Here is a 26,155-nt window from a genome sequence, read left to right as displayed (position 1 = left end):
GAGAGGGGACGATATGCAGCTTTATTTATGTGAAAAGCCGTCGCAGGCCAAAGACATTGCCAAAGTTTTAGACGTTAAACAGCGTGGACAGGGTTTTCTCTTTAGCGCGGGTATTACGGTGACCTGGGCTATCGGGCATTTATTGGAGATGGCGAGTCCGGAGCATTATGGCGGGCAATTTGGCCCGCCATGGCGAATGGATGTTTTGCCGGTACTGCCTGCGCAATGGCAATGGGCCGTTAAAAAAGACACGGCGGATCAATTCGCGGTCATTAAGCAACTGTTGAAACAGGCGGATGAAGTGATTATCGCCACCGATGCTGATCGCGAAGGGGAAGTCATTGCGAGAGAATTGCTGGATTATTGCCACTTCACCGGCACGGTCAGGCGGCTCTGGCTTTCAGCGCTGGATGAAACGAGTATCCGGCAGGCGTTAGCGGCGATTTTACCGGGGGAGCAAACCGCGCCGTTATATCAGGCGGGATTGGGCAGGGCACGGGCGGACTGGCTGATGGGGATCAATTTGACCCGTCTGTATACCCTGAAAGCGCAGGTACAGGGTTTTGGTGAGGTGCTGTCCATCGGGCGGGTGCAGACACCGACACTGGCGCTGGTCGTTAACCGGGATAAGGATATTGCCCATTTTGTGCCAGAACCGTACTGGCAGCTGATTGCAGAACTGGAAAAAGAGAACGTGCGCTTTCGCGCCAAATGGCTGCCGGCGGCGGATTACTGTGATGAGGAAAAACGCTGTATCCGGGAGGAGATGGCTCAGGCCGTGCAGCAACGTTGTCAGCAGACAGAACGGTCTACGGTTATCGACGTCAGCAAAAAACGGGAGAAAACGCCGCCGCCGCTGTGTTTTGATTTGGGTACACTTCAGCAGGTGGCTTCCCGTCAGTGGGGAATGGGCGCCGGTCAGGTGCTGGCGATTGCCCAGTCCCTGTATGAAACCCATAAAGCGATCACCTATCCCCGCACCGATTGCGGTTATTTGCCCATCTCCATGCAGAAAGACATTCCCGCTGTTTTCACGGCACTGGCGCGAACCGATCCCGCCATGGCTGCGATTATCAGCCAATTGGATAAGCACGGGGTTTCCCGTGTCTGGAATGACAAAAAAATCACGGCACACAATGCCATTATTCCCACGCGCCATCCCTTTGATATCACCAAATTATCGGCGGATGAGTTAACGGTTTATCAGCTTATCCGCCGGTATTATCTGTCGCAATTTCTGCCGGTACAGGAATCAGATGTGACTGAGGTGATGCTGAATATCGGTGGTCAGCTATTCCGGGCGAAAGGGCGGGTCAACGTTATCACGGGCTGGAAGGCGTTGTTTACGCATGAAAAGACTGAGGATGAGCAGGAAGAGAACTGGCCGCTCCCGGAACTCAGTCAGAATGAGGTCTGTCATGTTATTGGGGTCGATATACAGTCACGGCAAACCAAACCGCCTGCGCCTTTTACCGAAGGCACCCTGATTGCGGCCATGAAAAATGCGGCCGGTTTTGTCAGTGATCCACAATTAAAGAAAGTACTGCGTGAGCATGCTGGACTGGGCACGGAAGCCACCCGTGCCAACATATTGGAGACCTTGTTTAAACGTCATCTGATTGAGCGGAAAAAGAAAACTATTCACTCAACTCCTTTGGCGCAGGAACTCATTGCCGGGTTACCTGATGTGCTGACTAATCCGGGTATGACGGCATTATGGGAACAGTCCCTTGATGATATCGCTCAGGGCAACGCGTCGCTGGCTGTTTTTATGCAAAAACAGGTGCAATGGCTTCAGCATTTAGTGGAGAAGGGTAAGATACAACCGATTCAGTTCACATTACCGGCAACACCGGAATGCCCGGTCTGCGGCAGTATGACTCAAAAACGGCAGGGGAAAAAATCCCCGTTCTGGGGCTGCGTAAACTACCCGGCCTGTAAGGGAATGTTGAATGCCAAAGCTGTGACGCAATCACGAAAAGCCCGGCGGGAAAATCAGCAGAGATGAGGATCCTATTGTTGATTGACTGCCCGGTACGATGCTTTAAAAATCAACCTGTTTACTTAAATGATCTGTGAGCCTGCAAAGATCGCCTCCGGGTGGCTGTAAAACTCCTGTAGCCTGAAAAGGAGAGCATTTCAATGCGGTACATCTGCGCCCCTTTGGAAGCAGATATTGCCAACACCAGGGCAACGAAGGTTTGTTATTTTATCCTTTATCAGTCAGCAAGACAACGTGCACGTCTGGCTCCTGCCGGGAAAACCATTCCCGTCAGGGGATGGAATTTTCTCCGTCACACCTTATTTTATACTCCATGGAGAACTTCTTATGTCTGAGAATACAACGCCATTAACTAAAAACGACTATTTCAATCTGAACATTAAGGGACTGGGCTATCTGAATAATATCCGCCATGTCAGCACGGCCAGCGGCACGTTTCTGAGCTGTGTGATTAATGCGCTGAACGGGCCGGGTGATAACCCGGTCTATGTGCGTTTTGATATTACCGTTGTCGGCAAGGAGGCGACCAGTCTGGTCAGTCGTTGCCAGAAAGCGGTTGATGAGGATAAAAAAGTGTTGTTGGGTTTTACCTTAAGCAATCCCTCAACCGATATTTTTACCCTGAAACGCGGTGACCATGCCGGAGAGCAGCGTGTCAGCCTGAAAGCCCGTCTGATTAAAATTGATTGGATCAAAATCGGTCAGGAAAAAGTGTATCAGGCCGAACAATCTGACTCTACGCCGCCTCAAAACGGTGTCACACAACAAGAATACGCAGAAAACTCTTTCTGATATTTGTCATAACTCACAAGCTTGCCCCGGATTTTCACATCCGAGGCAAGTTTCTTCTTTATTATCAGATAACAGGGGATGTGATGAATTTTTCAGCAATAGGCATTCTGGCATTGCAATATTGCCATAAACAACTGCCGTTAACCGTTTTACCCAGGCGCATCGGCTTTTATATCGGCACGATGGATGGCGATGCGCCTTGTTCCCGCGAATCGGTGGAATACTTCGCCAGTTACGAACAGGCTGAGTTAGCCCTGAAACAGGGGCGCTGGACACAACGTCACCCTCGATAACAGGAGAAAACAAGATGTCTTCACGCGGCGTGAACAAAGTCATTTTACTGGGATATCTGGGGCAGGATCCGGAGATCCGCTACCTGCCAACAGGCGGTACAGTAGTAACGCTTTCACTGGCTACCTCGGAAAACTGGAAGGATAAACAAATAGGCGAACTGCGGGAAAAAACCGAATGGCACCGGGTGGTGATCTTCGGTAAATTAGCGGAAATCGCTGAGGAGTATTTGCAGAAAGGGGCTCAGGTTTATATTGAAGGGCAACTGCAAACGCGTAAATGGCAGGATAATCAGGGCCAGGATCGCTATTCAACGGAAGTGGTGGTGAATGTAAATGGTTCGATGCAGATGCTGGGAAGCCGTAATGAGTCAAAGAGTATGGCACCTCAACAGGCCGGACATAAGCCGGCACAAAAGCAGCCACCGTCTAAACCCGCTAATAACGAGAGAAAAAACACCTGTGCGCTACAACCTCTTGCTTTACCGGAAAAAGAGGATACTGATTGGGATTCGGAGATCCCGTTCTGAATGGTGTTTTCATTATTAACGCATTGCCCTGTTAAAACAGGGCTTGTTTCTATTTTTTCGGAGCAAATTTAATACATTCTATCAAACCAGTCAGCGTTTCTAACCACTGATTAAAATGTGGGCATTGAGAACGAATGGTATCTAAACCAATATCACCAGCAATCAGTGGGCCATGTAAGGTTTTATGATAATGGGGGATGATGGCTAAAATACGCTTAGATGGTGCCGTTTGCGGGCTGTTATTAATATTCTCCGGGGTATCAAATTCACTTTTGATGGCTTGCAGTGCGGCAATAGGTGCACGGTCATCAAGCCAGTCTGCAAATTTTTCGGGTTGGCAAAATAGCAGCGCTTCAAATTCATGCAATAACAGATGGGGAATAAAATTGGACTGCCCGATATCATCAGCAAAAGCCTGCTCCAGCCTCACTACCCGTTCACTGGCAGCATTATTCTGTTGTTCGTTATAATCGGGGAAATCAGTAGGTAGACCATAGTAGTCGATGAGCGTGGTGACGAACGCACTAGGATCTTGTCGGCACAAGCGGGTAATTTGGTGTTTTACTTTACCGTAACTCGTGATCCCGCCTTTTTGGCTGGAACTTGTCTGAGCCAATATGGGTATCAGATAGATCTGTTGTACAAGAAAATAAGGTGCCAGCACATCCCGCACGAAAGTTTCTTCTGTCTGTCCTTCTACAAAAACATTGATGCGGATCATCGCTGTGGTCTCCCGCCGAGTAAATTTTTCTTCCATAATTCCCCGAGGCTATAGTCTTCAAGCCATTCAGAAAGCATTTCATTATTCAGGCGCTTAAAGGTGGAAGCGCCTTGTTGCTTATCAACAACAATCAGATCGTCAGCATCAAATTGGTTAACCAATTCGACTGACTGGGTAGAAATAATCAACTGGTGTTGATTGCTGGCATTTTTTATCAAACCAGCCAGCACATTGATGGCATAGGGATGGAGTCCGAGTTCAGGTTCATCAATAATAATTGAGCCGGGCATGTAATCTTCGGGTTGCAGCAGCACGGTAGACAATAAAATAAAGCGCAGAGTGCCATCAGATAATTCACTGGCTTTAAAAGGAATGTCCTGTTCTTTTTCTGTCCATTCGAGTTGAATGTAATCGGTATTATCCGGCGTGGGTCGCAGGTAAAAATCACCAAAAAACGGTGCAACCATCTGAATGGTTTTGATAATGCGAGTGTAATGTCGCTGATGGTGTTTTTGCAGGCGATACAGAAATGCCGCTAAATTGGCGCCATCTTCCCGCAGATAATCATTGTCATTAATACGATGAGTTTGTTTAACTTTGGCACTGTCACTCGTATCATGAAAATGGTACACCCGCCAACGGAGCATGGCAGGTAACGTATCATCTTTGATGCCCGTATTCTGTTTATCGAACTGAGATTCAAAATGACCCGAACCGATATCATAATCATCTTTGATATCCCCAAAAAGTGATTCATGCCGGAACATCATGCGATTGTCATTGGTGGGTTCCAGTTCAAATTTATAGCCATTGTGACCAAAATAAAGCTCAGAACTCATGTATTCGGTTTTTTTACGGCTAAAATGCAGCAATGTATCAGGGCCTCCCATTCTGCCAACAAGAGACTGTAGACGATGATCAAGTACGGTGGCAATGAGACGAAAAAAACTGATAAAATTTGATTTCCCAGCACCATTGGCCCCAATGAGTACATTCAGGCATCCCATCGGTAAATCACATTCTGCAATAGATTTGTAGCCTGTTATCTTAATCCGGCTTAAATGGTCATTATTGGTTACTGGTTTCATAATCTTGCCTTTTCAGCATCATGCGATTCAAGTTTGCCTTATTATACACTTTTCTGACGGCGGCTTAATGGGTATAATCGTCATTGAGTACACCTGCCACGCTGAGTCTTTCATTGAGAAAATGCGCAAATGGGCAGGTTTTTTTATGCTTTAAATTGATGTAGAAGGCATAATCCAACAATTTTATTTACTTGTTAAACTTACACGTTCGATTATTGAATTAAATAACGGAATTCGTTAAAGTAAAAAAGCTATCGGCAAAATCCGGTAGTGAGGAATCTCAGGCCTCATAAAAACACTCCACTGGTAGGATGTTTCTACCAGTGAGCCTGTTATCGCACCTTCTATGGCGGTTCAGGCGGGGGAGACTAACGTCTCGCCGGTTGAGTGTACCCGGTACCTGAGAATCCCTGTCTTGAATCGCCACCATTCAATAATCAAAAGAAGGGGAAGCAGGTATGACTATGACTCACACTCAGAAAGACTGGCACCCAGCCGAAATTATTTGTGCATTACGCAAACGTGGTACAACACTCGCCGCCGTCTCCCGCGAAGCCGGATTAAGCTCTTCAACTCTCGCCAACACCCTGTCCCGCGCCTGGCCAAAAGGGGAATGGATCATTGCGAATTACCTCGACGTTCATCCCTCTGAAATCTGGCCGAGCCGTTATTTTGACCAATATGGTCAGTTGATTGAGCGTACCGTGCGCAAAGCGGTTTCAGCAGAATCTTCAGAGCAATAAGCGGTAACGTTTTTATTTCCTAAAAGGCAGTTTCAGTTGTTGATTGAATAAATCCTGTTACTTCCTGCACATTGGCGCTTTGATTGCCGGGCAGGAATAACAGGAATGAGAATAACCGTATTAATGGGTGTATTGATCACAATCCTGACGGGTTGCAATGCCTCGTTAAAGCAACCGTCATCTCAATGTGCTCCCGAAAAAGCCATTTCAGCAACGCAGCTCACGCGCAATATTCAGCCCGTCTCACCCGATATTTATCAACAAGCACCGGAAGTTGTCCGTTACGGTCGTTATATACTGGTAAGTACCGACCCAACAGCAGCACAGCGTGACCCGCTTTCCCAATTGATTGAGGTTCATATCCCGGCGTCTCAGCATCCCACGGTAGCCGATGCCCAGCGTGACGTATTACGCCAGTCGGGTTACCGTTTATGTGTACCTGAAAAAAACAATGACTTCTTATATCGTCAGCCGTTACCGTCTGTGCACTATCAGTTAGGCCCTGTCCTGTTGCGTACCGCTTTGCAGCTTATGTCAGGCCCGGCCTGGCAACTGGAGGTGGATGAGGTGCAACGTGAGGTTTGTCACCATTTGCGTCCGGGTTATCATCTTCCACAACCCCGGCAGGGAAAGCAGCCATGAGATTGCATCAAATCGGTCTGGTAACGTGGATAATGCTCATCAGCCCAACATGGGCAGCCACACCGTCACCCTTAACGTCGCAGCAGGCACATACGGTGGAAAGCCAAAAGCAAACATTGAGAATACAGGCCGGGCAATGGGGATTGAACGCGGATGAATATCAGCGTTATCAGCAATTATTGAATGGTTCAAGGGGTATCCAGTCGCCGGGGCTTGATCCGTTGACAACCCTGGGGATTGAAGCGGAAAGTGATGCAGAACGCCGCCGTTATGCTGAGCAGTGGGTCAAAACGGAATTTGCCCGCACTGAAAAAGAACTGCGTTTTCAGCGGGAAGTGGATGCCGCCTGGCAACGATTATTTCCGGATATGTTGCCGGTCAATATGGAGAAATCCGGTGAGGCAAAGGGGCGTTTGGCGTTGTTTGTCAAAATCAACGATTGTCCGTCGTGTGATGCCCGCTTAACGGAAGTTCTGGCGTTGATGCAACCAGTTGACATCTATCTGGTCGACAGCAAGGGCAATGACGACACATTACGGCAATGGGCCAAAAAACACCGAATCCCTGTTGAGCGAGTGCGCAACCGGCAAGTCACCCTGAATCATGATGCAGGGTACTGGTTCCGGTTTGGGCAGGGTGTTATGCCGGTCTTATTGCGGCAGGGAGAACAAGGATGGCAGATCACATCATGATAATGAAACGGCTGAGCGTATTCCCCATTATCAGCCTGTTATGGATAAGTGCCTGCCATGCTGAACTGAACATCATTGCAGATTTAGGCGGCAAAGATGCCTCGCCTTTTTATGAAAGCATTAATGCTGAGCAACGCGATGAGCCTGTGTCATCGGTGCAAAATTCCTCATCCGAAATGGCAGGTGAAGCGGCGATGTTGCCTGTCAAAACACCGGAGCTGACGCCGGGAAAAGTAGCAAGCAGACCACTGCAATTGCCGGGGATTGGCGCACTGTTTCTGATTGGGGATGATCCGGACTCACGCCAGTGGTTAAGCCAGAATGCGGCCACATTGACGAAACTGCATGCTGTTGGTCTGGTGGTCAATGTCAGTGAAATGGCAGGTTTGCAGTCACTCAGGGCATCAGCGTCGGATTTATTGTTATCACCTGCTTCCGGCACCGAGCTGGCTCGTCGATTGCAACTGCAACATTATCCGGTGTTGATCACGGAAACTCAACTTTCTCAACTTTCCCAACAGTTGTCACAATGAGCCGCCGTTATGTGGTTGAAGCCCTGCTGCGCCCAGCCGTCGAGCTGAATACTGCGCTGGTCTCCGCCGTTGCCGCGTTTGTCTGTATCAGGGCACCCTGGGCCATCGCACTGGCACCTTCCGTCAGCTATGTTATGGCAGGCGGTTTTGCCGTACTGGCAATGATACGCACATGGCAGGGTATCCAGGTCATCCGCTATCGCAGAAATCTGCGCCGCCTGCCGCGTTACCAGATGAGCACCAGGCACATTCCTGTCAGTCACCGGCAGTTGTTTCTGGGCAGGGGATTTCGCTGGCAGCAGAAGCATACCCAGCGTTTACAGGATACGCGACGACCGGAAGTCGAGCGATTCGTACAACCGTCCCGGATATATCAGTTTGCCCGTGCACTGGAGCGCCGAACTGAATACCGTTGGCCGACATTATCTGCGCTATTACGCAAAGACTCGCCATTTAATCCGGTACGCCCGCTGCCGCCTGTGGGCGGTAATCCGGCTATCCACGGTATTGAACCACAGGAAGCTGATGTTTTTATGGATCTGCGCGAACGGGTCGGGCATACACTGGTGATGGGTACTACACGGGTGGGGAAAACCCGGCTGGCTGAACTGCTTATCACTCAGGATATCCGGCGCGGTGAGGTGGTGATTATCTTTGATCCCAAAGGTGACGCTGATCTGTTAAGGCGCATCTGGGCAGAAGCGCACCGCGCGGGTCGCGGCAATGAACTGTCCCTTTTTCATCTGGGCTGGCCCGAGATTTCGGCGCGTTATAACGCCGTCGGGCGGTTTGGCCGGGTGTCCGAAGTCGCTTCCCGTCTGGCCGGTCAGCTCAGCGGCGAAGGCAACAGCGCCGCGTTCCGTGAATTTGCCTGGCGGTTTGTCAATATTGTTGCCCGTGCTTTGGTGGCTCTGGGGCACCGGCCGGATTACCAGCTTATCACCCGCTACGTCAATAATATCAGCGAACTGTATCAACGCTATGCCACCCGAATGATGGAGGAAAGACAGCCGGATCTGCTGGCGCAAATCAATCGTTCCCTCAGCAAACTGAAAGAAAAAGACATTCCGCGCAATATGCACGGGCAACCCGATGCCCTCCGGCTCTGGGCTATGGAAATGACGCTGAGTTCTGACGCAGGCAAGCAACTCTATGACCCGATTCTGGATGGTCTGCGTTCTGCCGTGCGTTATGACCGTACCTATTTTGATAAAATTGTCGCGTCCTTATTGCCGCTGCTGGAAAAACTGACGACAGGCAAAATTGCCGAACTGTTATCTCCGGATTACCTCAATATGACGGATATGCGGCCCATCTTTGACTGGGAGCAGGTGATCCGCAAAAACGGGATTGTTTATATCGGTCTGGATGCACTGTCTGACAGCGATGTGGCTTCGGCGGTAGGTAACAGCATGTTTGCGGATTTGGTCAGTGTTGCCGGACAGATTTACAAATACGGCATGAACGCCGGATTGCCGATACGCCATGATGGCAAACTGGCAATCAACCTGCATTGCGATGAATTCAACGAACTGATGGGTGATGAATTTATTCCGCTGATCAACAAGGGGGGCGGTGCGGGGATGCAGGTTACGGCGTATACCCAAACCTCTTCTGATATCGAAGCCCGTATCGGTAGCCCGGCTAAAACTGCACAGGTGATGGGTAACTTCAATACCCTGATTATGCTGCGGGTACGGGATAACCGGACGGCAGAACTCCTCACCAGCCAGCTTCCTGAAGTGGAAACCTACAGTAAGACCCTGGTATCGGGGCATTCGGACATTGCTGATGTGGAACAGGGGCAGGATTTTACTTCTTCCACACAGGACAGGGTCGGCACCGTCAAAACACCGCTGATCACCCCGGCCGAAATGATTAACCTGCCGAAAGGGCAGGCGTTTGCGCTGCTGGAAGGCGGTCAGTTGTGGAAAATCCGTATGCCTTTGCCTACGGGGGATGACGATGATGTCCTGATGCCGGCCAGTTTGCAGCACATTGCCGAACAGATGCGCCGGCACTACCGCACCAGTGAAAACTGGTGGGAAGAGAAGGGGTAGTTTCCGGTTATGGCACAGTCAGAAAAACAATCTCGCCAACCTTCCCAACTGCCCCGCAAGCATGGCCTGCTTTATCGTCTGTTATGGGAATGGCCGTGGCAACTCATTGGGTTTATTGTGATGTCCTGGCTATTCAGCCTGTTACTGGAATATCTCGGTATGGCTTTTTTCTGGCCGGAAGAGGGTGCGACTCACAGTCAGAATATGATGAAAATTGAACTTAAATTTTTATCCACGGAATTTACCCGAAGCCTGTTGTTGGTTGAGCCTTCACAAACCGTTTCGGCAGGGTTGGCGCAAAACTATAAATGGTTGTTTGTAGACAGTGGTTTTATGGGCTGGGTTCAGGGACAGTCGCAATACCAGTTCAATAGTCGTAATGATTTTATGCGTGAATTCAATACGGTATTACAGGGTATATCGGGGCATTTGCGGGAGTATTGGCTAGCCACGGTGTTTATCACGATGGTGACGTTGACCCGGCTGGTAATTTTGTTGTTATCCGTCCCCTTGTTTGTGATGGTGGTGATAGTTGCACTGGTAGATGGGCTGGTACGGCGGGATTTACGGCGCTACGGGGCAGGGTATGAATCCAGTTTTGTTTATCACCATGCCAAACGAGGAATTAAACCTGCCTGCACCATTCCCTGTGTGTTGTATTTATCGTGGCCGGATGTTGTGCATCCTGCCGTGATATTGTTGCCTGCGGCGTTACTGTTAGGCATGGCCGTGGTGATCACCACATCGATGTTTAAGAAATATATTTAAATGGGTAGTTATACGAGTAATTACAGCCGTTAACAGCATAATGTAAATGTCGTTTTTTTAATCCAGATACCACTATTGATTTCAAGATTGGAACAAAATTGGCTGGTATAGTTTATTTCCTTAGATTAGTGGGTAAGGGGTGACAACTATGCTGACATAGGGGGATAACATTTATCGAGATCATCTAATACCATTTTGACAATCCATTTAAATTGAAGGGGATATAAATATGCGTAATAAGAAGCCTGGTATATGTTATTTTTGTCACTTGCCTGTAGGAATAGGTGAAGGACATTTTGAACTTATTAGAGGAACAAAAGGAAAGTTTGAGGTAATTCATTCGCATTGTGTTTTAATACAACGAGAAAAAAAAGGAAATCGTGGATACAGATAATAAAAACCTTGTTTCCTATTTTGTGTAATCGCCATTTCGCCATCTTATCTCCATCAAAAAATTATTTTTCAGGTTTCGTGGCGCTGAGTAATGGCAGATAAAACGGGTGTTTGTTTTGTCTGTCATTACTCAGAAGACAAGCCGCACGGCGGCGCGTCAGTCTTTCAGGCTAATGTCGATACGTTGAGGGCAAATTCACCACTTGCGTCATCCACTCAAACCAGTCACAGGCCTGACAGGCCCGGCTGCTTCCCTTCGGATCGAAATAGTAGTGATGATGCGAAATATCTTCACAATACCCGACAAACGGCTGATCGATACGGTGTAACTGAATAGTTGCGGCCTGCTCCTTCGATGCTGGAAAAAACGCGCCGCCAATTTCGGTAAACAGTTCGGTATCATCCAGCGGCGCATCACAGTGTTCGCAGTGGTTTATCCAGTGCTGCCGTTGCAGCGGCTGGCTGACGACTTTGCGAAGGCGGTGGTGAAAGCCAGGCAGCACGTTACGCATGAGGGTAGGAAGATCGGCGAGATAAAACAAGAACGCCGGTCTGTCCTGCTCGGTATAGTCAATTTCTGTGTTGGGTTCATCGTCGCTGTCCGCTTCCAGCAGCTTATGTCCGGCAGGCAGCATACAGGCCGTGACGGTGGTGTTTTTCTGACAGTGCGGGCAGGCTGTCTGAGTCTGGGCGAGATACCAGTATTCTGCATGGACATTGTAGAACGGCAGCCAGTTGATAAACGGCGTCGGGTCAATGCTGTTGTCGATATACCAGATTTGTTCGACGGCATCCCAGTGCGCACCCAGCTTCCGTGCCTGCTCGTATTCCTCATCAGGGACGCTTAAATCAATCCGCAGCATGTGTTTTCCTTCATTATTAAGTTTTGGCTGAATAAGTTAGCCAGACTATTTAGCTAATTTTCATCAAAGCATAAAGGGTTTATTGCTGATCTGCCCTAAAAAACCCCGCATCCTCGGCATCTTGAAATCCGTAACGAGGTGAATGTTTATGCACGGTTGCTTTTCCCTGTCCCGTTCTGCCTGTCTGCTGAGTCTAATCCTATTGTGTGTACCGCTTGCGCAGGCTGCCGAGAAAGACGAACTGGCGAGTGCAAAGCGTTTGATTGAGCAGGTACAGATAGCACTGGAGCGCGCAAGCCTCGCTGAAAAGCAGGCTGACATCCCAACACGTCCTCGTTATTACTTTGATTACCTCCGTATCAAAGCGGATCTCGACACCATCAAAGCCGGTATTGATCACTACCTGACCCCTTCCCGCGCCCAGCAGCAGGAATCAAACGTGTTATCCGGTCATTACCGTCAGGAACGCCCGTAATGACGGAGGCACAACGCACTGCCTTTACCGTGGCCTCGGGGCATTTTGATATCACTTTTCTGTATCTGGTTTGCGTCGGATTTTTCCTGGCCACCCTGTTTCTCTGGGCGGCCTGGGCCGCGGTGGATGTCTGGAACGGCTGGGCGAATGAAAAAGTACGTAATCAGACCATCAGCCAGTTTGCCATGCGAACCGCCATTTTACTGGTGGTCTCGGTCTGGATGTTTGCCAGCTGATGCAACGAACATAATGAACAAGGAATGGATTGAACATGAAGCCAATTTTTACTGTCTGTCGTCGTATCAGCACGAACCTGATAACCAGAATAAGCACCTTTCTTTTGTTGTTCGGTTTTTCCTGTGAATCCGCCCGGGCCGATTTGCCGGCTATCGAACCGCCAAAAAGTGGTGGCGGAGGTGGATTACTGGGACAGGTGAAAGGTTATGCCCAGGATGGCATCGTGATTGGCGGGCTGATCCTCTCAGCAGTGGCGTTCTTTAAGGTCGCTTCGGCGGCGGTTGAAACCTTTTCGGAAGTGCGGGACGGCAAAGCCACCTGGACACAGTTTGGCTCGATCATCGTGGTCGGCGTGGTGCTATTGGTTGCGGTGATTTGGCTGCTGGCGAAATCGGCCGGCATTATCTTTTGAGGTACCGCTGATGCAGACGATCCCGTTTTTACCCGATCGCTTAAATGCCGAACCGGTCGTATTTCGCGGATTCACCACACCGGAAATGGGGCTGGCCGCTTTGCTGGGGCTGGCATTCGGGTTGATGGTGAGCCTTCCTTTTATCCCGTTAGCTGGTTGGGTCATGATACCGACGGGTATGCTGTTCATGCCCTTGTTATTGATTAGTTTCGGCGGCCGCTGGCTCGCTCAGCTTAAGCGCGGCAAACCGGAACATTATCTCTGGCTGAAGCTGGAAGAGAAAAAGCGGCGAATGGGTATCGGTGATCCGGCATTGATTATTGCGGCTCAGGGCTGGTCGTTGCGTCGAAGTAGGCTGACTCATCGTAACGGGAGCCTGCGATGAGCCGGTTTCGTCATGCGCTGAAAAACCGTGATCAGCATATCCTGACCCTGCGGCTTGCCTGCGGGGTGCTGATACTGGTCTTGCTGATTACGCTCACGGGCTGGATGGCCTCACCGCGTAGTCTCACCATCCATAATCCGCCGGACTTACGCAGCGGCAGCACCCGCCCGTGGTGGGAAGTGCCTGCGCCGAGTGTCTACAGTTTTGCGTTTTATCTTTTCCAGCAACTGAACGCCTGGCCGAAAAATGGGGCACAGGACTACCCGGCTAAAATTGCGGCCTTGTCGTCTTATCTGACCCCCGCCTGTCAGGATTTTTTGCAGGCGGATGCCAAAACCCGGGCCGACAGTGGTGAGCTGCTTGATCGGGTGCGGGTGGTGTATGAGATCCCCGGCCGGGGCTACGAGACGAAAAGTGTGACGGTGCGTAACCGGGATAACTGGGTGGTGCGGCTGGATTTGGTGGCTGATGAATATTATCACGCCGAACCTGTCAAACGGGCGCTGGTGCGCTATCCCCTGAAAGTGGTGCGCTGGGAGGGCGATGCGGAGCGTAATCCTTTCGGGCTGGCACTGGATTGTTACGACGGGATGCCGCAGCGTCTGGAAGCCATGCCGCAACCTGTGGAAGAGAAAAAGGGCGTGTTCCAATGAAAAGATATCAATCTTGCTCTTCTGCCTGTTTTTGGCTGGGGTTGGTCAGCCTTTTGTTGTTCAGCCTCGGGGCAAAGGCCGATGAACTGGTGAAATGGGAACGCATTCCGTTATCCATTGCCCTCAAAGTAGGACAGGAGCGGGTTATTTTCGTAGACAGAAATGTCCGTGTTGGTTTGTCTCCGTCACTCAGCGATAAACTGCGGGTGCAGAGCGCAGGCGGGGCGGTTTACCTGAAAGCCAGCCAATCTTTTCCGTCTACCCGTCTGCAATTGCAGGACAGTGAAAACGGCGAAATTATCTTACTGGATATCACCGCCACCAAAATGGGGTCAACGGAACCCGTCCGCATTCTTTATCCGGATGAAAAAAATTCTGCTCCAAAAGAGGGGTCACCGCATCAGAGAAAATCAGCACTTTCGGCTCCCGCGCCTGTGATATTAACCCGCTATGCCGCTCAGCAGCTTTATGCCCCGCTGCGTACCGTCGAGCCGGTTACGGGGATCCACCCGGTCAATCTGCATTTACCCGGATCCATCACGACACTCTACCCTTCAGAACCGATTGCGGTTTCCCCGCTGGTCGGCTGGGGTGTGCAAAATTACACAGTGGTAGCCCTGAAACTGCGTAATACGGCTAAACGCAACATCACGCTCGACCCACGAGCTTTGCAGGGGCAGTTTGTGGCAGCGACGTTTCAGCATCGCTGGCTGGGCGAAGCAGGGACACCGGAAGATACCACAGTGCTGTATCTTGTGACCCGAGGACAGCCGGATAATGCCTTTATCCCTGAGCCGGTAACGGTGAAACCGGGCGGCCGTCATGCAGGTTAAATCCAACAGTCTGGTGAAAATCCTGGTGCTGGTGGTGCTGATGGTCGGCGGGTTTATCGGCATCAAAAGTTGCAGCTCAACAGACAGTACCGCACCCAACACACCCCAGAATAATGTTCTGTCCACGTTGTCACCGGAGGAGTTACAGGCGCTGGGTGTCGGCGGTGATACGCCGGAAGATACCTTGCGTACGCTGGTGGGAACACTCAATAAAGTGCGGTCAGAGCAGCAACGCTTAGGTCAGCAGAATGCCGATATCCTGAAAGAAAATGACCAGTTAAAAAATCAGCGTCAGGATGTCGCCGGTCAGATAGACGCGGCGGTGGCAGCTATCCGGCAGGACGATGAACAGCGCCGGCGTGAATTACAGGATGAACAGCAGGGATTGCTGGCACAGATTGATTTACTGACAGAACGGCTGAATTCAACGCCTTTGTCTGCGCCGGACAGTCTGATACCACTTGGGTCGGGAAGTATTCCGTATTCTGCCAATTCAGGCACAGGGCAGAATGAACTTATCTGGATAACACCCGCCGATGAAAAGCCCGCAGACATACAAACCCCCGGCAGTGGAAAAGCCACGGCGCAGTTCCCGGCCTCTTTTTTAAGTGAACAACCTGCTACCGGGCAAAATAAACCCCAAAGCCCATCGCTTCAAAACCCATCAAAGGAAGAAAATGAACAGCCAATCTATACCCTGCCTGAAAATGCCACGTTAGTCGGTAGTCAGGCCATGACCGCATTATTAGGCCGTGTCCCTGTAAATGGGACAGTGACCGACCCTTATCCTTTCAAAATTCTTATCGGTAAAGACAACCTGACGGCCAACGGCATTGAACTGCCGGAGGTGGAAGGGGCGGTGGTGTCCGGCTCGGCCAGTGGTGACTGGACACTCTCCTGCGTGCGTGGTCAGGTTAATTCCATCACGGTTGTCTTTCAGGACGGCACGGTGCGTACCTTGCCGGGGGCAGGGCGAAACACCCACGGCAGTGCGAACGGCATCGGCTGGCTGTCCGATGAAAACGGCATTCCCTGTATCAGCGGTGAACGCAAATCCAACGCCGCCACTTATCTGCCGACATTGTTTGCGCTCTCGGCCATGAATTCGGCTGGCGATGCCCTGAGTGAAAGTCAGCGTACCGCCCAGACCAACGGCACAGGCGGTATCACGACCGCGTTAACGGGCAATGCCGGACAGGCAGCATTAGGCAAAGCGATGTCAGGTGGCATGAATGACATGAGTGAATGGCTCAAACAGCGCTACAGCCAGACGTTTGATGCGGTTTACGTCCCGCCCGGTGCCCGTGTTGTGGTGCATATCACACAACGCCTGGCGATTGATTATGAAACGAAAGGACGTAAGGTGCGCTACGGCGTGAGTGAGCCAGCCCAACGTGATAATCAGGAAGCATTAGATTAATGGAAAAGACCCCTTCTCAGTGGATATTCAGTGCGGGTTCCCCGTATTGCCTGCAAGTGTCGGTGATGTCACTGACTGAACCCGCACGGGTGCAGCTTTACTGGCGTGCGGTGCGCAAAAAAGAGTGTCGGTTGTATCTCTCAACCGACAGAGAATGTCAGCCGTTGAGTGACGGTGATTTTACTGTCTTCCGCCTGACCGAAACCCAGTGGCAGGCAGTGGTTGACGGTAAAGTCAGCATGGCGCCTGAACAGTGGGTACCTTTGCCTTTTACCTTATCAGAGCTGGCGGTACACCCGGAATTTGCCACGTTTACCGTCCTTGGCACCCCGGAGGCTGCCGTATGCGGAAAATAAAATATTATTGGCTATTGGGGTTGGCAGGGCTATTAGTCGGATGTACCACTTCGAAAGACGCCTTACTCCCTGCCGGAAAGCAGACAGTACTGGCAATGTGGCAGGGGAATAAGGCAGGTCATGCCACCGAATCGGCAAGGGAAACACTGCGCCGTTCTTTAACTGTATCTGAACGGCTCAGGGCACTGGAAGAACCTTATCATTACAGCCGTTCGGCAGCGCAGGAAATCAGCCAGCAATTTCCCCGCTTACCCAATCCCGATATGGTGATGTATGTTTTTCCGCATCTGGTCGCTGGCAATACGCCGATACCGGGTTACAGTACAGTATTCCCGTTTTATCAGCAGGTACAGTATGCCCTGCCGGGTGAACGCACGGAGGCACTGTAATGAACATCCCCAAGGCACTGAACCGTCCCGGTAAATTGCGTGAGGTGGATGAAGCCGCGATTTACCAGGCGAACCCTTCCATCATCGATTACCTGCCCTGGGTGGAATATCTGGAAGATGGGCAATGTTTATTGTTGGATGACGGGATTTCCGTCGGTGCGGTCTATCAGATTGAATCCATTGCTACCGAAGGCCGTCCCGCTGAGCGGTTGACTGAAATCCGGGATCAACTGGAAGATGCGATCCAGGACAGTCTGGAAGAAGATGATATTTCGCCGTGGGTGGTGCAGTTTTTTTGTCAGGATGAAGATGATCCTGCTGACTATCTCAACACCTTGCGGGGCTATGTGAAGCCCTGGGCACAGGGAACACTGTTTACTGACGCCTTTCTGGCGGAATCTGAGCATCACCTGAACAGCATTGCCCGGCCTGACGGGATATTTCAGGACAGCTTAATCACCGGGCAACCGTGGCGGGGCCAGCAGCGCCAGACCCGCATGGTGGTTTACCGGTGGCTGCCTGACGGGCGCAGATCCCCTGTCAACCATCTGACCTTATCGGCGGTGGCTGCGCTCAATCAGGTCTGCGAGCGGCTGGTTTCATCACTGGCTTCTGCCGGTGTGATTGCCCGCCGACAACATGGCGGGCAGATCCACCGTTGGTTGCTGCGTCATTTTAATCCGGCGCCGGATTGGGGGATGGCAAAAGCCGATTTTTACCGTACCGTCAGTTATGAAGCCCCTACACAATCGGATCTCCCCGTCAGTAATGACTTTGCCGAAAGCCTGTGGTTCACCCCGCCGGTGTCTGATCCCGACGCGGGCGTCTGGTGGTTTGACGGGTTGCCGCATAAAGCGGTGCTGGTTGAGCGTCTGCGCCGTCCGCCGGAATCGGGAACACTGACAGGCGAAGTGAAACGGGGCGACAATATCAATGCCCTGATGGACATGATGCCGGCAGGGACGGTGGTTTCGCTGACCATTGTGGCGCAGGCACAGGACAGACTGGAAGAGGACTTTACCCGGCTGTCGAAAAATGCGGTGGGAGAAAATATTGAATCGCTGCGCGTCCGGCAGGGTGTGCAGGAAGTGAAGGAACTTCTGGGGCGGCGGCATAAATTGTACCGCAGTGCGCTGGCCTTTCTGGTGAGGGGCAAGGATCTGGATGATATAAACCACCGGGTGTATCAATTATCCTCCACCCTGCTGACAGCAGGATTACAGCCCGTCCGGCCGGCATTCAGTGTGTCACCGCTGAATGCCTACTTACGGGCACTGCCGATGTGCTTTAACCCGCAGAAAGACAAAAAACACTGGTACAGCCGCCTGACCTGGGTACAGCATCTGGCCGGGTTATTACCGGTGACAGGCCGTTCGACCGGCACCGGGCATCCGGGGTTCAGTTTCTTTAACCGGGGCGGGGCTCCGCTGACCTTTGATCCGATGAACAAACAGGATCGCACCCAGAATGCCCATTTACTGCTGTTTGGTCCGACCGGCGCGGGGAAATCCGCCACACTGTGCTCCTCGTTGATCCAGTTAATGGCAGTACACCGGCCGCGTCTGTTTATTGTGGAGGCGGGAAACAGTTTTGGCTTGCTGGCCGATTACTATGAAAGTCTGGGGCTGACGGTCAATAAAATCGGTATCAGACCGGGTTGTGGCGTCAGTCTGGCACTGTTTGCCGATGCCCATCAACTGCTGCAACTCAGTCCTGAGCAATTGCGCATTAACGAAGCTGATATTCCTGATACCGATGAACAACAGGAAGAGGAAGCTGATGAACAGCGCGATATTCTGGGCGAAATGGAAATTGCCGCCCGACTGATGATCACCGGCGGTGAGAAAAGAGAGGAAGAGCGTCTGACCCGCTCTGATCGGGGTTTAATTCGTGAGGCCATTATGCAGGCGGCACAGACCAGCTTTGACGAGTCCCGCCAGATGGTGGCGTCAGACTTACAAAATGCGCTTTATGCCATCGCCCGTAATCACCAGCAGGATGAGCACGGTCAGCCTTTAATTACTGCACACCGGCGGGCACGGGCGGATGAAATGGCCAGCGCCATGTCGATGTTTACACAGGGGTTTGAGGGAGAATTATTTAACCGTCCCGGTACGCCGTGGCCGGAAGTGGATGTCACCCTGATTGATTTGGGGACACTGGCGCGGGAGAATTACTCGGCGCAGATGGCACTGGCGATGGTCTCGCTGATTAACAAAGTCAATAACCTGGCTGAACGGGATCAATATCAGGATCGCGAACTGCAACTGGTGATTGATGAAGGGCATATCACCACCACCAATCCACTGTTATCACCCTATATGACTAAAGTGGTCAAAATGTGGCGTAAACTCGGCGCCTGGCTGTGGCTCGCCACACAAAACTTAGCGGACTATCCTGACACCGCCGAAAAGATGCTGAATATGGCCGAATGGTGGCTGTGTCTGACCATGCCACCCGATGAGGTGGAGCAAATCGCCCGCTTTAAGAAGCTGACTGAAGAGCAGAAAGCGGTGCTGCTCTCTGCCAGTAAATTACCCCGTTGTTATACCGAAGGCGTGGTGCTGGCAAAGAAAATCGAAGCCTTATTCCGGGTTGTACCCCCGAGCCTGTATCTGGCGCTGGGCATGACAGAAAAAGAAGAAAAAGCCGAACGGCGGGCATTGATGCGGGAACATCAGTGCAGTGAACTGGAAGCTGCGGTATGGGTGGCCAGAAAAATGGATGTTATGCGGGGATTGAAGGTTAATTCTGTAGAACACTGAACATTACATTTAGCTCATTGAGTAATAATGCCAATGGTGGCAGGTTGATGCGCTATCCCAGCACGATGGCCGGGATAGCGTTCAGGTTAGTCTTCGTATTTGAAGTCGACATTGAGCTTCATTTTTTCCACATCCACGGTCACTATACAGCCTGACCAATGCGGCGGTTGCTTCAAATGGATGTTTTCTACAAAAAATTGCCTGAGTGAAACTAACAATTCTCTAATTCTTTCATTTGTTAACCCATCGTTCTCTTGAGGGGAAAACCAATTCATCTCATCAGCTGAGTTAATATAATCATATTTAAACTGACAGCAATCTCCCTCAGGAGATAATTCTGTATCCATTATGATTTTTTTGCATCATCAGGCGCTGAATTGTATAGTAACTGACCTATTTCAGCATATATTTTATCGTCTAAACTCATCATTTACCTTTTGCTGTCTGTATTTAAGGAATAACTTTATGCGATGGATGGAAGTGTTTTCAGATCAATCTTCGTATTTGAATTCTATATTAATTTTCATCTTCTTAAGATCAACAGTGACCAAACAGCCAGACCATGAGGGATGATCATTAGTCAGGTTATTTTCTACGTAGTATTTACGCAGCATTGCTAAATTTTCTATAAGCTCTCTATCTGTTTTTGGTGATGGGGGTAAATACCACTTTTTACACCCACTTTCATCAATATAGTCATATAGAAACTTCACATGATCATTTCCGGGAGATAACTCTGCATCCAGTAAAATCGTCTGTGCATCATCAGGAGCCGTTTCATATAATATACGACCAATTTCTGAATAAAGTTCATCATCATTTATCATTATTGACTTCCTGATACATTTCTAAACTATTCATTAATTATCTCCTTGTTTATAATTATGTAATTTTTACAATGAGAAAAAGAATTAAACGCAGTAGCTGAGCTGTTTTTTCGGCATGTTACCTTTTTCATCATTAATGAAAAGGGTAACAGTCAGTGTTGCAAAAATTCCAATTCTCTCTGTCCAATAACGCGAATTTTCTGATTATCGGCCTGTTGAGTCTATTGCTTAGTTTTCAGGGGCAGGCCACGTCAGAACAGAAAAACGAAGGTAATCTTTCTGCCCACAAACTGGCTGACATCGCCTCACAATTAGGGCAGCAACTTCACCAATCGCAATCCCCCACCGACGCCGCACAATCAATCGCTGCTCAGCAGCTGTCATCGGCAGTCATTGCCACATTAACCCCGTGGCTCAACCAATTAGGCAATGCCCGGATATCACTCCCTTTTGATCACGCTTTTTCGTTAAAAGAAGCCGTGCTGGATTGGATGCTGCCGTGGTATACCACCCCGGGCTATACCGCATTCAGCCAGTGGGGAGTTAAAGCCGGGCACGGTCAGACGACCACCCATCTTGGTATGGGATACCGCTATCTGGCTGATAACTGGCTCTGGGGGGCTAATGCGTTCTGGGATGCTGAGTGGCCAGCTCAACATCATCGCTACAGTATCGGGGCAGAAGCGTGGCGCGATAACCTCAAACTCTCTGCCAACCTTTACCGGCGCTTATCCGGCTGGAAAACTTCCCGAAAAGTCACCGATTATGATGCGCGTCCCGCCAATGGCTGGGATATCCGGGTAGAAGGCGGGTTACCCGTGTTGCCGCACTGGGGCGGGCAGGTGGTGTTTGAACAATACTACGGGCAGCAAGTGGATTTATTCGGTGACAGCAGACGTCAGTACAACCCCTACAGCCTGACGGCCGGGCTGACATACACGCCGGTGCCGTTAGTTACATTGGGCGCGGATTTTCGGCACGGGAAGCAGGATCACCGGGATAACCGTTTTACGCTGGCACTTAATTACCAGCTGGGCGTCCCCCTGGCACAACAGCTTGATCCCAACGCAGTCGCGCCGTTACGCAGCCTGACATTCAGACGGACAGATTTTGTCAACCGGGAGCATAATATGGTGCTGGACTACCGCAAGCAGACGCTGATAACACTGGACTTTCCCGTTCAGCTTAAAGGCGATGCAGGCAAAATCATCACCTTTACGCCACGAATTACCTCCAAATATCCCCTTGCGCGTTTAGAACTCCGGGCTGATGAATTACAGCAAGCGGGCGGTAAAATTATTCACCAGACGCCTGACAAAGTTATGCTGCTTTTGCCAAAAGCAGCCGATAAAATAATCCGGCTTTCCGGTATTGCCATTGACAGGCACGGCAATCGTTCCCGGCCATCGGAAACCACCCTTTTTATCCAGCCGACGGAAACCCATGTGCAGGTTACCGCAAACCGGACGCAGGCAAGGGCGGACGGTCAGGACAGTGTGATGTATACCGTGATGGTGAAAGATCGTGACGGTGAACCTGTTCCCGATCAAACAGTGAGCTGGTCAAGTGACAAAGGCAAACTTTCACAAACCACACAGAAAACCGATGAACAGGGACTGGCGGCGGTGTTGTTGAGCAGCCATCATGATGGGGAGCATAGCGTACAGGTCTCGGTCGGTGATAATGTCACCGTGGCCCTGCCGGTGCACTTCAGCGCGGTATTGAAACTTGTTATCACCGCAGACAAAACACAGGTCAGAGCCAATGGTCAGGATGCAGTGACGTTTACCGTCACCGTAAAGGATGCTGCTGGCGTTCCCGTTCCTCAACAGTCCGTTAAGTGGCAAACCAGCCGGGGCAAGTTCCTGACCTTGTCGTCAACAACCAATAATCACGGGCAGGCCACCGCCGCATTAGTCAGTTTACCCTCTGGTATCGCAGAAGTGTCGGTGACTATCGGTGAAGAAACGTTTATGGCATCACCGGTTGAATTTTTACCTGCACTGACCCACACGTTGACCTGTGACAAAAGTACGGCCATTGCTGATGGACAGGACAGTGTGCTTTGCACGGTTGACGTGCGTGATGCGGCTGACCAGCCGATGGTGGGGAGGGAAATCGTGTGGTCAACAGATCATGGTCAGATTGGCGATGAACAGGTTATCACCGACAGCAGGGGAAAAGCCCGGGCACGGGTTATCAGCCGGAAAGCCGGTGTCGCCCGTGTCCGCGCTGACATATCAGGTACCATCATCACGGCGGACGGGGTCACGTTTAAACGTCAGTTGCAATCCGTTATCATCGCGGATAAAACCCACGCCAACGGAAACGGGCAGGAAGCTATCGTGCTGACCGCGATTGTTGAAGATGCGCTGGGGTTACCGGTTGAAAACCAGGCTGTCATCTGGCACACCGACAGCGGTGTCCTGTCATCAGCAGAGACCCGAACCGACTCGCAAGGGGTGACACAAATTCAACTGACCAGCACTGTTGCCGGTGAACATCGGGTATGGATTCAGGTTGATGATAAGACGGTGACTGCCCCGACGCTCTGGTTTGATGATGTGCTGACATCAACCCTGCATGCAGATAAAACCCGCATGATTGCCAATGGTCAGGATAGCGTCATATTGACCGTGACGGTGAAAAACCTGACCGGACAACCCGCCGTCGGTATCCCTGTCTGGTGGCGCTCGGACAACGGTCACTTTACAGACGCTCAGATTGAAACCGATGAAAACGGTGAAGCCCGTGCGACACTGAGCAGCCAGAAGGCAGGCACAGCTTCAGTAACAACCATTATTGATGACCAGGAAGTTATCTCGCCAACGGTGGAATTTATCCCGCCATTACGTATTGCCGATACCGTTGCCGTTGACAGTCAGGGCGATAATGCCAACCAGAAATCCTTTGGCACCCGGGGGCCTTCAGTTTTCTGGCGTGGCGCGAAATTCCGCATCATCATCGACGATAATACAGGCCGGGTGAACTGGCAGAGTGATTCTCCGGCAGTCACGGTATCCGGTGATACGGTGGTCGTACAGCAACGTCCTGATGGTGTGAGACTGACAGGTACCGATGAAGCAGGGCAGCAGGTGGTACTGACCTTAACAAGTGATACCTGGTTCGAGCGTTCAGGCATAACGAAAGATTTTTATTTTAATGCAACGCAAATTTGCCAATCACTCGGCAGCCAGATTGCGCCCAAATATGCACTTGAACGGCTTTATGAAGAATGGGGAAATTTTTATCATTATGAAGGCTGGGTGAGGGAATTTTATGTGGTTTCCACGGATTATCTTTCTGCCAGTTCTGGTTCAATGGATGCGCAGACAAAATGGGCATTCTGGGCAGAATCGGATAGCTGGATGCGAAATGCCTGGCATCGGCTGGCATTTGCGTGTGGAGGCTAAGGCGGTTCTGTGTTTACATGATTTTGCTTGATCTGCCAGCGTTGTCTGATCTTGCCAATTTGATTCATGAACTTGTTCTTTCCTCCTGCCAAGGAATAGACTCCGTTTGAGGTAATGGCGGAGTCTATTTGGCGGGTGGAATATGCAATATCATTGGTTTGATCTTTCTATAGAAACAGGCCAAACCAGAAGATAAATATTCTTCTGAAGCTTTATCACATGAGTTTCTCATCCTGAATATGGGTCATATTCATAAAAACTTCGCATAAACTCACATTTTTAGGCACAATGGTGCTGATATCATATTTTTTTGGACTAAAAAGAAAGGGAAAAAGATCCCGGCCATTCTCAAGTTTTCTAGTTTTATCGAGCGATTCAAAGTAGTTGTAGATCTCCGATACCACTGTTTTATGTATTTCACTTTTAACTAAATCATCTCTCTGATATGGGCTTTCATAGTGCCCATAGTACAGTTTACGAAGATAAGGAATATTTTCCTCTTCGTCTTCATCCATGGGAGACCTGATTAAAGCCATAATTTCATTCGTGCGGTCTTGCTTGACTCCGGTGAAAAAATCATTAAGGCACTGCTGTAACTGAGGTGTACATTTTCCCTGTGGTTTAGGTCGTTTTACTTCTTCAAACGTGGACTGTTCCGCCGACATGTTCAACATATCCGTCATGATATTTTTAAATTCTTCCGGACACTGGGTTTGTTTCACTTCCGCATAAACACAGCGGCCAAAATAACCGGAGTTGTGGGCGTAATTGTATTTTCTGATGGTCAGAACATAGGTTCCCGGCGGAGGTTCATCCCCTCTGATTTCAGAGGATTCATAGGCGAATTTGAAGTAAATCCCGTTTTTTTTGTTATAACCGATCAGGTTTCTCGCAGCAGCAAAATCGGCGACAGTACACCCATGATCGCAATAGAAGGGGATTTCGCCATTAATGAAAAGAAACCAGCCCTCTGGAAAGGTTATTTCGTTTTGTATTGGATTTATCATGTATTGTCTTCCTTTTCAAAATTTATGATTGTAAATCAATTTCATTGAATATAATTTAAGCTAAAAAAATTCACTCTCTTGACCTAGTATATACCTCAAGTAGAAAGAGTAAGATGATATGTTTAGGAGCCTTATGTGATGACAATTAGAAGCCGGAAAATCTCGGGGATCTGTCCGGCTTTATGTTATACAGAATGTAATTTTATTTCATGATTGTACTTATGGTAATTTCCTTTTCACTCTTTTTCTACTGCTTCCAATATCATACCCATAATCTAAACAATAGTTTTTAAAAGCCTCATCAAGTGGTACTATTTTTACTCCACTTATTTTCATTTTTAAAAATTTCTCTACGGCAGATTCAGAAAAAATCAAAAAATCAGCAAGTAAGGTACTACGTATTGTAAATACATCAATATTACTAGGGTTGTTAATAATTAATTTATGAGGCATCAAAGAACCAGAACGATCTTCTTCTAATTCAGAGTTGTTTAAATCCAAAAAATCGTCATTGCCTATAAAATAGAGATAATTAAAATCATCCCTAATTACACTTCCATCTTTAATTGATGTGGCTATCAAATTTTTAGATATAATCTCGCAGGTTTTTAAGTCATTGAAAAGATCAATAAATTTATTGGATGCAATATGTCCGGAACCATGAAAATAATAATTGAAATTTAGAGCGCCCACATTCCTATTGCATAACAAAAACAAACTATCCGGACACTCTAATTCTTTCATGTAATAAGGGAAAGAATAATCTGAACCTTCATAATCCCAGTTTTCGTTCACTTGCTTCTTTGTATCAACAAGAGCATGAAGATATCGTGGAATTAAAGAAGACTTGTAATCATTCATTAGTA

30 protein-coding genes are annotated in these 26,155 nt (G+C 49.6%); 23 read left to right on the top strand and 7 right to left on the bottom strand.

Annotated elements, in window-relative coordinates; genetic code table 11:
- Nucleotides 1–13 precede the first annotated feature (13 nt).
- From NXS07_RS09050 to ssb, 5 genes are all read left to right on the top strand, one after another.
- Nucleotides 14–2,008: a DNA topoisomerase III gene (locus NXS07_RS09050; RefSeq protein WP_238126515.1), complete on the top strand. Its 1,995-nt coding sequence runs from the start codon at nt 14–16 to the stop codon at nt 2,006–2,008.
- A gap of 134 nt (nt 2,009–2,142) precedes the next feature.
- The gene (locus tag NXS07_RS09045) at nt 2,143–2,337 is read left to right on the top strand and encodes a hypothetical protein (protein ID WP_155272371.1); all 195 of its coding nucleotides are present in this window, start codon (nt 2,143–2,145) and stop codon (nt 2,335–2,337) included.
- Nucleotides 2,330–2,794, top strand: coding sequence for an STY4534 family ICE replication protein (locus NXS07_RS09040; protein WP_238126514.1), 465 nt, complete (start codon nt 2,330–2,332; stop codon nt 2,792–2,794). Before NXS07_RS09045 ends, NXS07_RS09040 begins: the two co-directional genes overlap by 8 nt.
- An 83-nt stretch (nt 2,795–2,877) precedes the next feature.
- Complete coding sequence (locus NXS07_RS09035; RefSeq protein ID WP_038203137.1) at nt 2,878–3,087, top strand: hypothetical protein; 210 nt, start codon at nt 2,878–2,880, stop codon at nt 3,085–3,087.
- Between the two features lie 14 nt (nt 3,088–3,101).
- The gene (ssb, locus tag NXS07_RS09030; protein WP_238126513.1) at nt 3,102–3,614 is read left to right on the top strand and encodes a single-stranded DNA-binding protein; all 513 of its coding nucleotides are present in this window, start codon (nt 3,102–3,104) and stop codon (nt 3,612–3,614) included.
- A 49-nt stretch (nt 3,615–3,663) separates the two neighbouring features.
- Here ssb and NXS07_RS09025 read toward each other — a convergent pair whose 3' ends face one another.
- Entirely contained in the window at nt 3,664–4,335 is a 672-nt protein-coding gene (locus tag NXS07_RS09025; RefSeq protein ID WP_238126525.1) for a DUF4276 family protein, read from the bottom strand.
- Complete coding sequence (locus NXS07_RS09020; RefSeq protein WP_038216558.1) at nt 4,332–5,423, bottom strand: AAA family ATPase; 1,092 nt, start codon at nt 5,421–5,423, stop codon at nt 4,332–4,334. The genes NXS07_RS09025 and NXS07_RS09020 overlap by 4 nt, the downstream gene beginning before the upstream one ends.
- Before the next feature lie 458 nt (nt 5,424–5,881).
- Between NXS07_RS09020 and NXS07_RS09015 the strand changes: the two genes are divergently transcribed.
- The 7 genes from NXS07_RS09015 to NXS07_RS08985 all read left to right on the top strand — a co-directional run bounded on the left by NXS07_RS09015 (nt 5,882) and on the right by NXS07_RS08985 (nt 11,255).
- Nucleotides 5,882–6,166, top strand: coding sequence for a helix-turn-helix domain-containing protein (locus NXS07_RS09015; RefSeq protein ID WP_013185134.1), 285 nt, complete (start codon nt 5,882–5,884; stop codon nt 6,164–6,166).
- A 105-nt stretch (nt 6,167–6,271) separates the two neighbouring features.
- A complete protein-coding gene (pilL2, locus tag NXS07_RS09010; protein WP_238126512.1) occupies nt 6,272–6,808 on the top strand; it encodes a PFGI-1 class ICE element type IV pilus protein PilL2 in 537 nt (178 codons plus the stop codon).
- Nucleotides 6,805–7,500: a TIGR03759 family integrating conjugative element protein gene (locus NXS07_RS09005; protein WP_258086570.1), complete on the top strand. Its 696-nt coding sequence runs from the start codon at nt 6,805–6,807 to the stop codon at nt 7,498–7,500. Before pilL2 ends, NXS07_RS09005 begins: the two co-directional genes overlap by 4 nt.
- Nucleotides 7,482–8,033: an integrating conjugative element protein gene (locus NXS07_RS09000; protein WP_238126510.1), complete on the top strand. Its 552-nt coding sequence runs from the start codon at nt 7,482–7,484 to the stop codon at nt 8,031–8,033. Before NXS07_RS09005 ends, NXS07_RS09000 begins: the two co-directional genes overlap by 19 nt.
- On the top strand, nt 8,030–10,093 hold the full coding sequence (gene traD, locus NXS07_RS08995) for a type IV conjugative transfer system coupling protein TraD (RefSeq protein ID WP_238126509.1): 2,064 nt from the start codon (nt 8,030–8,032) through the stop codon (nt 10,091–10,093). Before NXS07_RS09000 ends, traD begins: the two co-directional genes overlap by 4 nt.
- A 9-nt stretch (nt 10,094–10,102) precedes the next feature.
- Complete coding sequence (locus NXS07_RS08990; RefSeq protein WP_238126508.1) at nt 10,103–10,861, top strand: TIGR03747 family integrating conjugative element membrane protein; 759 nt, start codon at nt 10,103–10,105, stop codon at nt 10,859–10,861.
- Nucleotides 10,862–11,090: 229 nt separating this feature from the next.
- Nucleotides 11,091–11,255, top strand: coding sequence for a hypothetical protein (locus tag NXS07_RS08985; protein WP_155271321.1), 165 nt, complete (start codon nt 11,091–11,093; stop codon nt 11,253–11,255).
- A 169-nt stretch (nt 11,256–11,424) separates the two neighbouring features.
- On the opposite strand, the gene NXS07_RS08980 is transcribed toward NXS07_RS08985, so the two are convergent.
- Complete coding sequence (locus NXS07_RS08980) at nt 11,425–12,117, bottom strand: DUF5710 domain-containing protein (protein WP_038203107.1); 693 nt, start codon at nt 12,115–12,117, stop codon at nt 11,425–11,427.
- A gap of 148 nt (nt 12,118–12,265) precedes the next feature.
- Here NXS07_RS08980 and NXS07_RS08975 point away from each other — a divergent pair, with 148 nt between their 5' ends.
- Genes NXS07_RS08975 through NXS07_RS08930 form a run of 10 tightly spaced genes read left to right on the top strand, consistent with a single transcriptional unit; the run spans nt 12,266 to nt 20,042 of the window.
- Entirely contained in the window at nt 12,266–12,592 is a 327-nt protein-coding gene (locus NXS07_RS08975) for an integrative conjugative element protein, RAQPRD family (RefSeq protein WP_038203104.1), read from the top strand.
- Complete coding sequence (locus tag NXS07_RS08970; protein ID WP_038203101.1) at nt 12,592–12,828, top strand: TIGR03758 family integrating conjugative element protein; 237 nt, start codon at nt 12,592–12,594, stop codon at nt 12,826–12,828. The genes NXS07_RS08975 and NXS07_RS08970 overlap by 1 nt, the downstream gene beginning before the upstream one ends.
- 35 nt (nt 12,829–12,863) lie before the next feature.
- Complete coding sequence (locus tag NXS07_RS08965; protein ID WP_038203098.1) at nt 12,864–13,241, top strand: TIGR03745 family integrating conjugative element membrane protein; 378 nt, start codon at nt 12,864–12,866, stop codon at nt 13,239–13,241.
- Nucleotides 13,242–13,251: 10 nt separating this feature from the next.
- The gene (locus NXS07_RS08960) at nt 13,252–13,626 is read left to right on the top strand and encodes a TIGR03750 family conjugal transfer protein (protein ID WP_038181466.1); all 375 of its coding nucleotides are present in this window, start codon (nt 13,252–13,254) and stop codon (nt 13,624–13,626) included.
- Nucleotides 13,623–14,279 carry a PFL_4703 family integrating conjugative element protein gene (locus NXS07_RS08955; protein WP_038203094.1) on the top strand — a complete coding sequence of 219 codons (657 nt, stop codon included), beginning with the start codon at nt 13,623–13,625 and terminating at the stop codon, nt 14,277–14,279. The genes NXS07_RS08960 and NXS07_RS08955 overlap by 4 nt, the downstream gene beginning before the upstream one ends.
- Nucleotides 14,276–15,112 (top strand): TIGR03749 family integrating conjugative element protein, encoded by an 837-nt coding sequence (locus NXS07_RS08950; protein ID WP_238126506.1) that lies wholly within the window; start codon nt 14,276–14,278, stop codon nt 15,110–15,112. Before NXS07_RS08955 ends, NXS07_RS08950 begins: the two co-directional genes overlap by 4 nt.
- Nucleotides 15,102–16,532: a TIGR03752 family integrating conjugative element protein gene (locus NXS07_RS08945; RefSeq protein ID WP_238126505.1), complete on the top strand. Its 1,431-nt coding sequence runs from the start codon at nt 15,102–15,104 to the stop codon at nt 16,530–16,532. Before NXS07_RS08950 ends, NXS07_RS08945 begins: the two co-directional genes overlap by 11 nt.
- The gene (locus NXS07_RS08940) at nt 16,532–16,888 is read left to right on the top strand and encodes a hypothetical protein (protein ID WP_038203085.1); all 357 of its coding nucleotides are present in this window, start codon (nt 16,532–16,534) and stop codon (nt 16,886–16,888) included. The genes NXS07_RS08945 and NXS07_RS08940 overlap by 1 nt, the downstream gene beginning before the upstream one ends.
- Nucleotides 16,876–17,277 (top strand): TIGR03751 family conjugal transfer lipoprotein, encoded by a 402-nt coding sequence (locus NXS07_RS08935; protein WP_038203082.1) that lies wholly within the window; start codon nt 16,876–16,878, stop codon nt 17,275–17,277. Before NXS07_RS08940 ends, NXS07_RS08935 begins: the two co-directional genes overlap by 13 nt.
- Complete coding sequence (locus NXS07_RS08930; protein ID WP_258086569.1) at nt 17,277–20,042, top strand: conjugative transfer ATPase; 2,766 nt, start codon at nt 17,277–17,279, stop codon at nt 20,040–20,042. The genes NXS07_RS08935 and NXS07_RS08930 overlap by 1 nt, the downstream gene beginning before the upstream one ends.
- Before the next feature lie 86 nt (nt 20,043–20,128).
- Here NXS07_RS08930 and NXS07_RS08925 read toward each other — a convergent pair whose 3' ends face one another.
- The gene (locus tag NXS07_RS08925; RefSeq protein WP_238126503.1) at nt 20,129–20,389 is read right to left on the bottom strand and encodes a hypothetical protein; all 261 of its coding nucleotides are present in this window, start codon (nt 20,387–20,389) and stop codon (nt 20,129–20,131) included.
- A gap of 144 nt (nt 20,390–20,533) precedes the next feature.
- On the bottom strand, nt 20,534–20,869 hold the full coding sequence (locus NXS07_RS08920; RefSeq protein ID WP_038203072.1) for a hypothetical protein: 336 nt from the start codon (nt 20,867–20,869) through the stop codon (nt 20,534–20,536).
- 155 nt (nt 20,870–21,024) lie between these two features.
- Between NXS07_RS08920 and NXS07_RS08915 the strand changes: the two genes are divergently transcribed.
- On the top strand, nt 21,025–24,282 hold the full coding sequence (locus NXS07_RS08915) for an Ig-like domain-containing protein (RefSeq protein ID WP_258086568.1): 3,258 nt from the start codon (nt 21,025–21,027) through the stop codon (nt 24,280–24,282).
- A gap of 215 nt (nt 24,283–24,497) precedes the next feature.
- Here the strand turns inward: NXS07_RS08915 and NXS07_RS08910 are convergent, their stop codons facing one another.
- Together NXS07_RS08910 and NXS07_RS08905 are read right to left on the bottom strand one after the other, a co-directional pair.
- Nucleotides 24,498–25,289, bottom strand: a complete 792-nt coding sequence (locus tag NXS07_RS08910; protein WP_258086567.1) for a hypothetical protein — start codon at nt 25,287–25,289, stop codon at nt 24,498–24,500.
- 219 nt (nt 25,290–25,508) lie between these two features.
- A complete protein-coding gene (locus NXS07_RS08905; RefSeq protein ID WP_258086566.1) occupies nt 25,509–26,150 on the bottom strand; it encodes an Imm43 family immunity protein in 642 nt (213 codons plus the stop codon).
- Between the last annotated feature and the right edge of the window lie 5 nt (nt 26,151–26,155).

Source organism: Xenorhabdus bovienii (assembly GCF_024721015.1).
Classification (GTDB): domain Bacteria; phylum Pseudomonadota; class Gammaproteobacteria; order Enterobacterales; family Enterobacteriaceae; genus Xenorhabdus; species Xenorhabdus bovienii.
Note: the sequence above shows the minus strand (reverse complement) of the source record. Positions and strands in the feature narration are given on the sequence as shown.

Excerpts from the sequence above, each read along its gene's own strand:
- NXS07_RS09050 (WP_238126515.1), top strand. The coding sequence starts at position 14 with ATGCAGCTTTATTTATGTGAAAAGCCGTCGCAGGCCAAAGACATTGCC.
- NXS07_RS09045 (WP_155272371.1), top strand. The coding sequence starts at position 2,143 with ATGCGGTACATCTGCGCCCCTTTGGAAGCAGATATTGCCAACACCAGG.
- NXS07_RS09040 (WP_238126514.1), top strand. The coding sequence starts at position 2,330 with ATGTCTGAGAATACAACGCCATTAACTAAAAACGACTATTTCAATCTG.
- NXS07_RS09035 (WP_038203137.1), top strand. The coding sequence starts at position 2,878 with ATGAATTTTTCAGCAATAGGCATTCTGGCATTGCAATATTGCCATAAA.
- ssb (WP_238126513.1), top strand. The coding sequence starts at position 3,102 with ATGTCTTCACGCGGCGTGAACAAAGTCATTTTACTGGGATATCTGGGG.
- NXS07_RS09025 (WP_238126525.1), bottom strand. The coding sequence starts at position 4,335 with ATGATCCGCATCAATGTTTTTGTAGAAGGACAGACAGAAGAAACTTTC.
- NXS07_RS09020 (WP_038216558.1), bottom strand. The coding sequence starts at position 5,423 with ATGAAACCAGTAACCAATAATGACCATTTAAGCCGGATTAAGATAACA.
- NXS07_RS09015 (WP_013185134.1), top strand. The coding sequence starts at position 5,882 with ATGACTATGACTCACACTCAGAAAGACTGGCACCCAGCCGAAATTATT.
- pilL2 (WP_238126512.1), top strand. The coding sequence starts at position 6,272 with ATGAGAATAACCGTATTAATGGGTGTATTGATCACAATCCTGACGGGT.
- NXS07_RS09005 (WP_258086570.1), top strand. The coding sequence starts at position 6,805 with ATGAGATTGCATCAAATCGGTCTGGTAACGTGGATAATGCTCATCAGC.
- NXS07_RS09000 (WP_238126510.1), top strand. The coding sequence starts at position 7,482 with ATGGCAGATCACATCATGATAATGAAACGGCTGAGCGTATTCCCCATT.
- traD (WP_238126509.1), top strand. The coding sequence starts at position 8,030 with ATGAGCCGCCGTTATGTGGTTGAAGCCCTGCTGCGCCCAGCCGTCGAG.
- NXS07_RS08990 (WP_238126508.1), top strand. The coding sequence starts at position 10,103 with ATGGCACAGTCAGAAAAACAATCTCGCCAACCTTCCCAACTGCCCCGC.
- NXS07_RS08985 (WP_155271321.1), top strand. The coding sequence starts at position 11,091 with ATGCGTAATAAGAAGCCTGGTATATGTTATTTTTGTCACTTGCCTGTA.
- NXS07_RS08980 (WP_038203107.1), bottom strand. The coding sequence starts at position 12,117 with ATGCTGCGGATTGATTTAAGCGTCCCTGATGAGGAATACGAGCAGGCA.
- NXS07_RS08975 (WP_038203104.1), top strand. The coding sequence starts at position 12,266 with ATGCACGGTTGCTTTTCCCTGTCCCGTTCTGCCTGTCTGCTGAGTCTA.
- NXS07_RS08970 (WP_038203101.1), top strand. The coding sequence starts at position 12,592 with ATGACGGAGGCACAACGCACTGCCTTTACCGTGGCCTCGGGGCATTTT.
- NXS07_RS08965 (WP_038203098.1), top strand. The coding sequence starts at position 12,864 with ATGAAGCCAATTTTTACTGTCTGTCGTCGTATCAGCACGAACCTGATA.
- NXS07_RS08960 (WP_038181466.1), top strand. The coding sequence starts at position 13,252 with ATGCAGACGATCCCGTTTTTACCCGATCGCTTAAATGCCGAACCGGTC.
- NXS07_RS08955 (WP_038203094.1), top strand. The coding sequence starts at position 13,623 with ATGAGCCGGTTTCGTCATGCGCTGAAAAACCGTGATCAGCATATCCTG.
- NXS07_RS08950 (WP_238126506.1), top strand. The coding sequence starts at position 14,276 with ATGAAAAGATATCAATCTTGCTCTTCTGCCTGTTTTTGGCTGGGGTTG.
- NXS07_RS08945 (WP_238126505.1), top strand. The coding sequence starts at position 15,102 with ATGCAGGTTAAATCCAACAGTCTGGTGAAAATCCTGGTGCTGGTGGTG.
- NXS07_RS08940 (WP_038203085.1), top strand. The coding sequence starts at position 16,532 with ATGGAAAAGACCCCTTCTCAGTGGATATTCAGTGCGGGTTCCCCGTAT.
- NXS07_RS08935 (WP_038203082.1), top strand. The coding sequence starts at position 16,876 with ATGCGGAAAATAAAATATTATTGGCTATTGGGGTTGGCAGGGCTATTA.
- NXS07_RS08930 (WP_258086569.1), top strand. The coding sequence starts at position 17,277 with ATGAACATCCCCAAGGCACTGAACCGTCCCGGTAAATTGCGTGAGGTG.
- NXS07_RS08925 (WP_238126503.1), bottom strand. The coding sequence starts at position 20,389 with ATGGATACAGAATTATCTCCTGAGGGAGATTGCTGTCAGTTTAAATAT.
- NXS07_RS08920 (WP_038203072.1), bottom strand. The coding sequence starts at position 20,869 with ATGATAAATGATGATGAACTTTATTCAGAAATTGGTCGTATATTATAT.
- NXS07_RS08910 (WP_258086567.1), bottom strand. The coding sequence starts at position 25,289 with ATGATAAATCCAATACAAAACGAAATAACCTTTCCAGAGGGCTGGTTT.
- NXS07_RS08905 (WP_258086566.1), bottom strand. The coding sequence starts at position 26,150 with ATGAATGATTACAAGTCTTCTTTAATTCCACGATATCTTCATGCTCTT.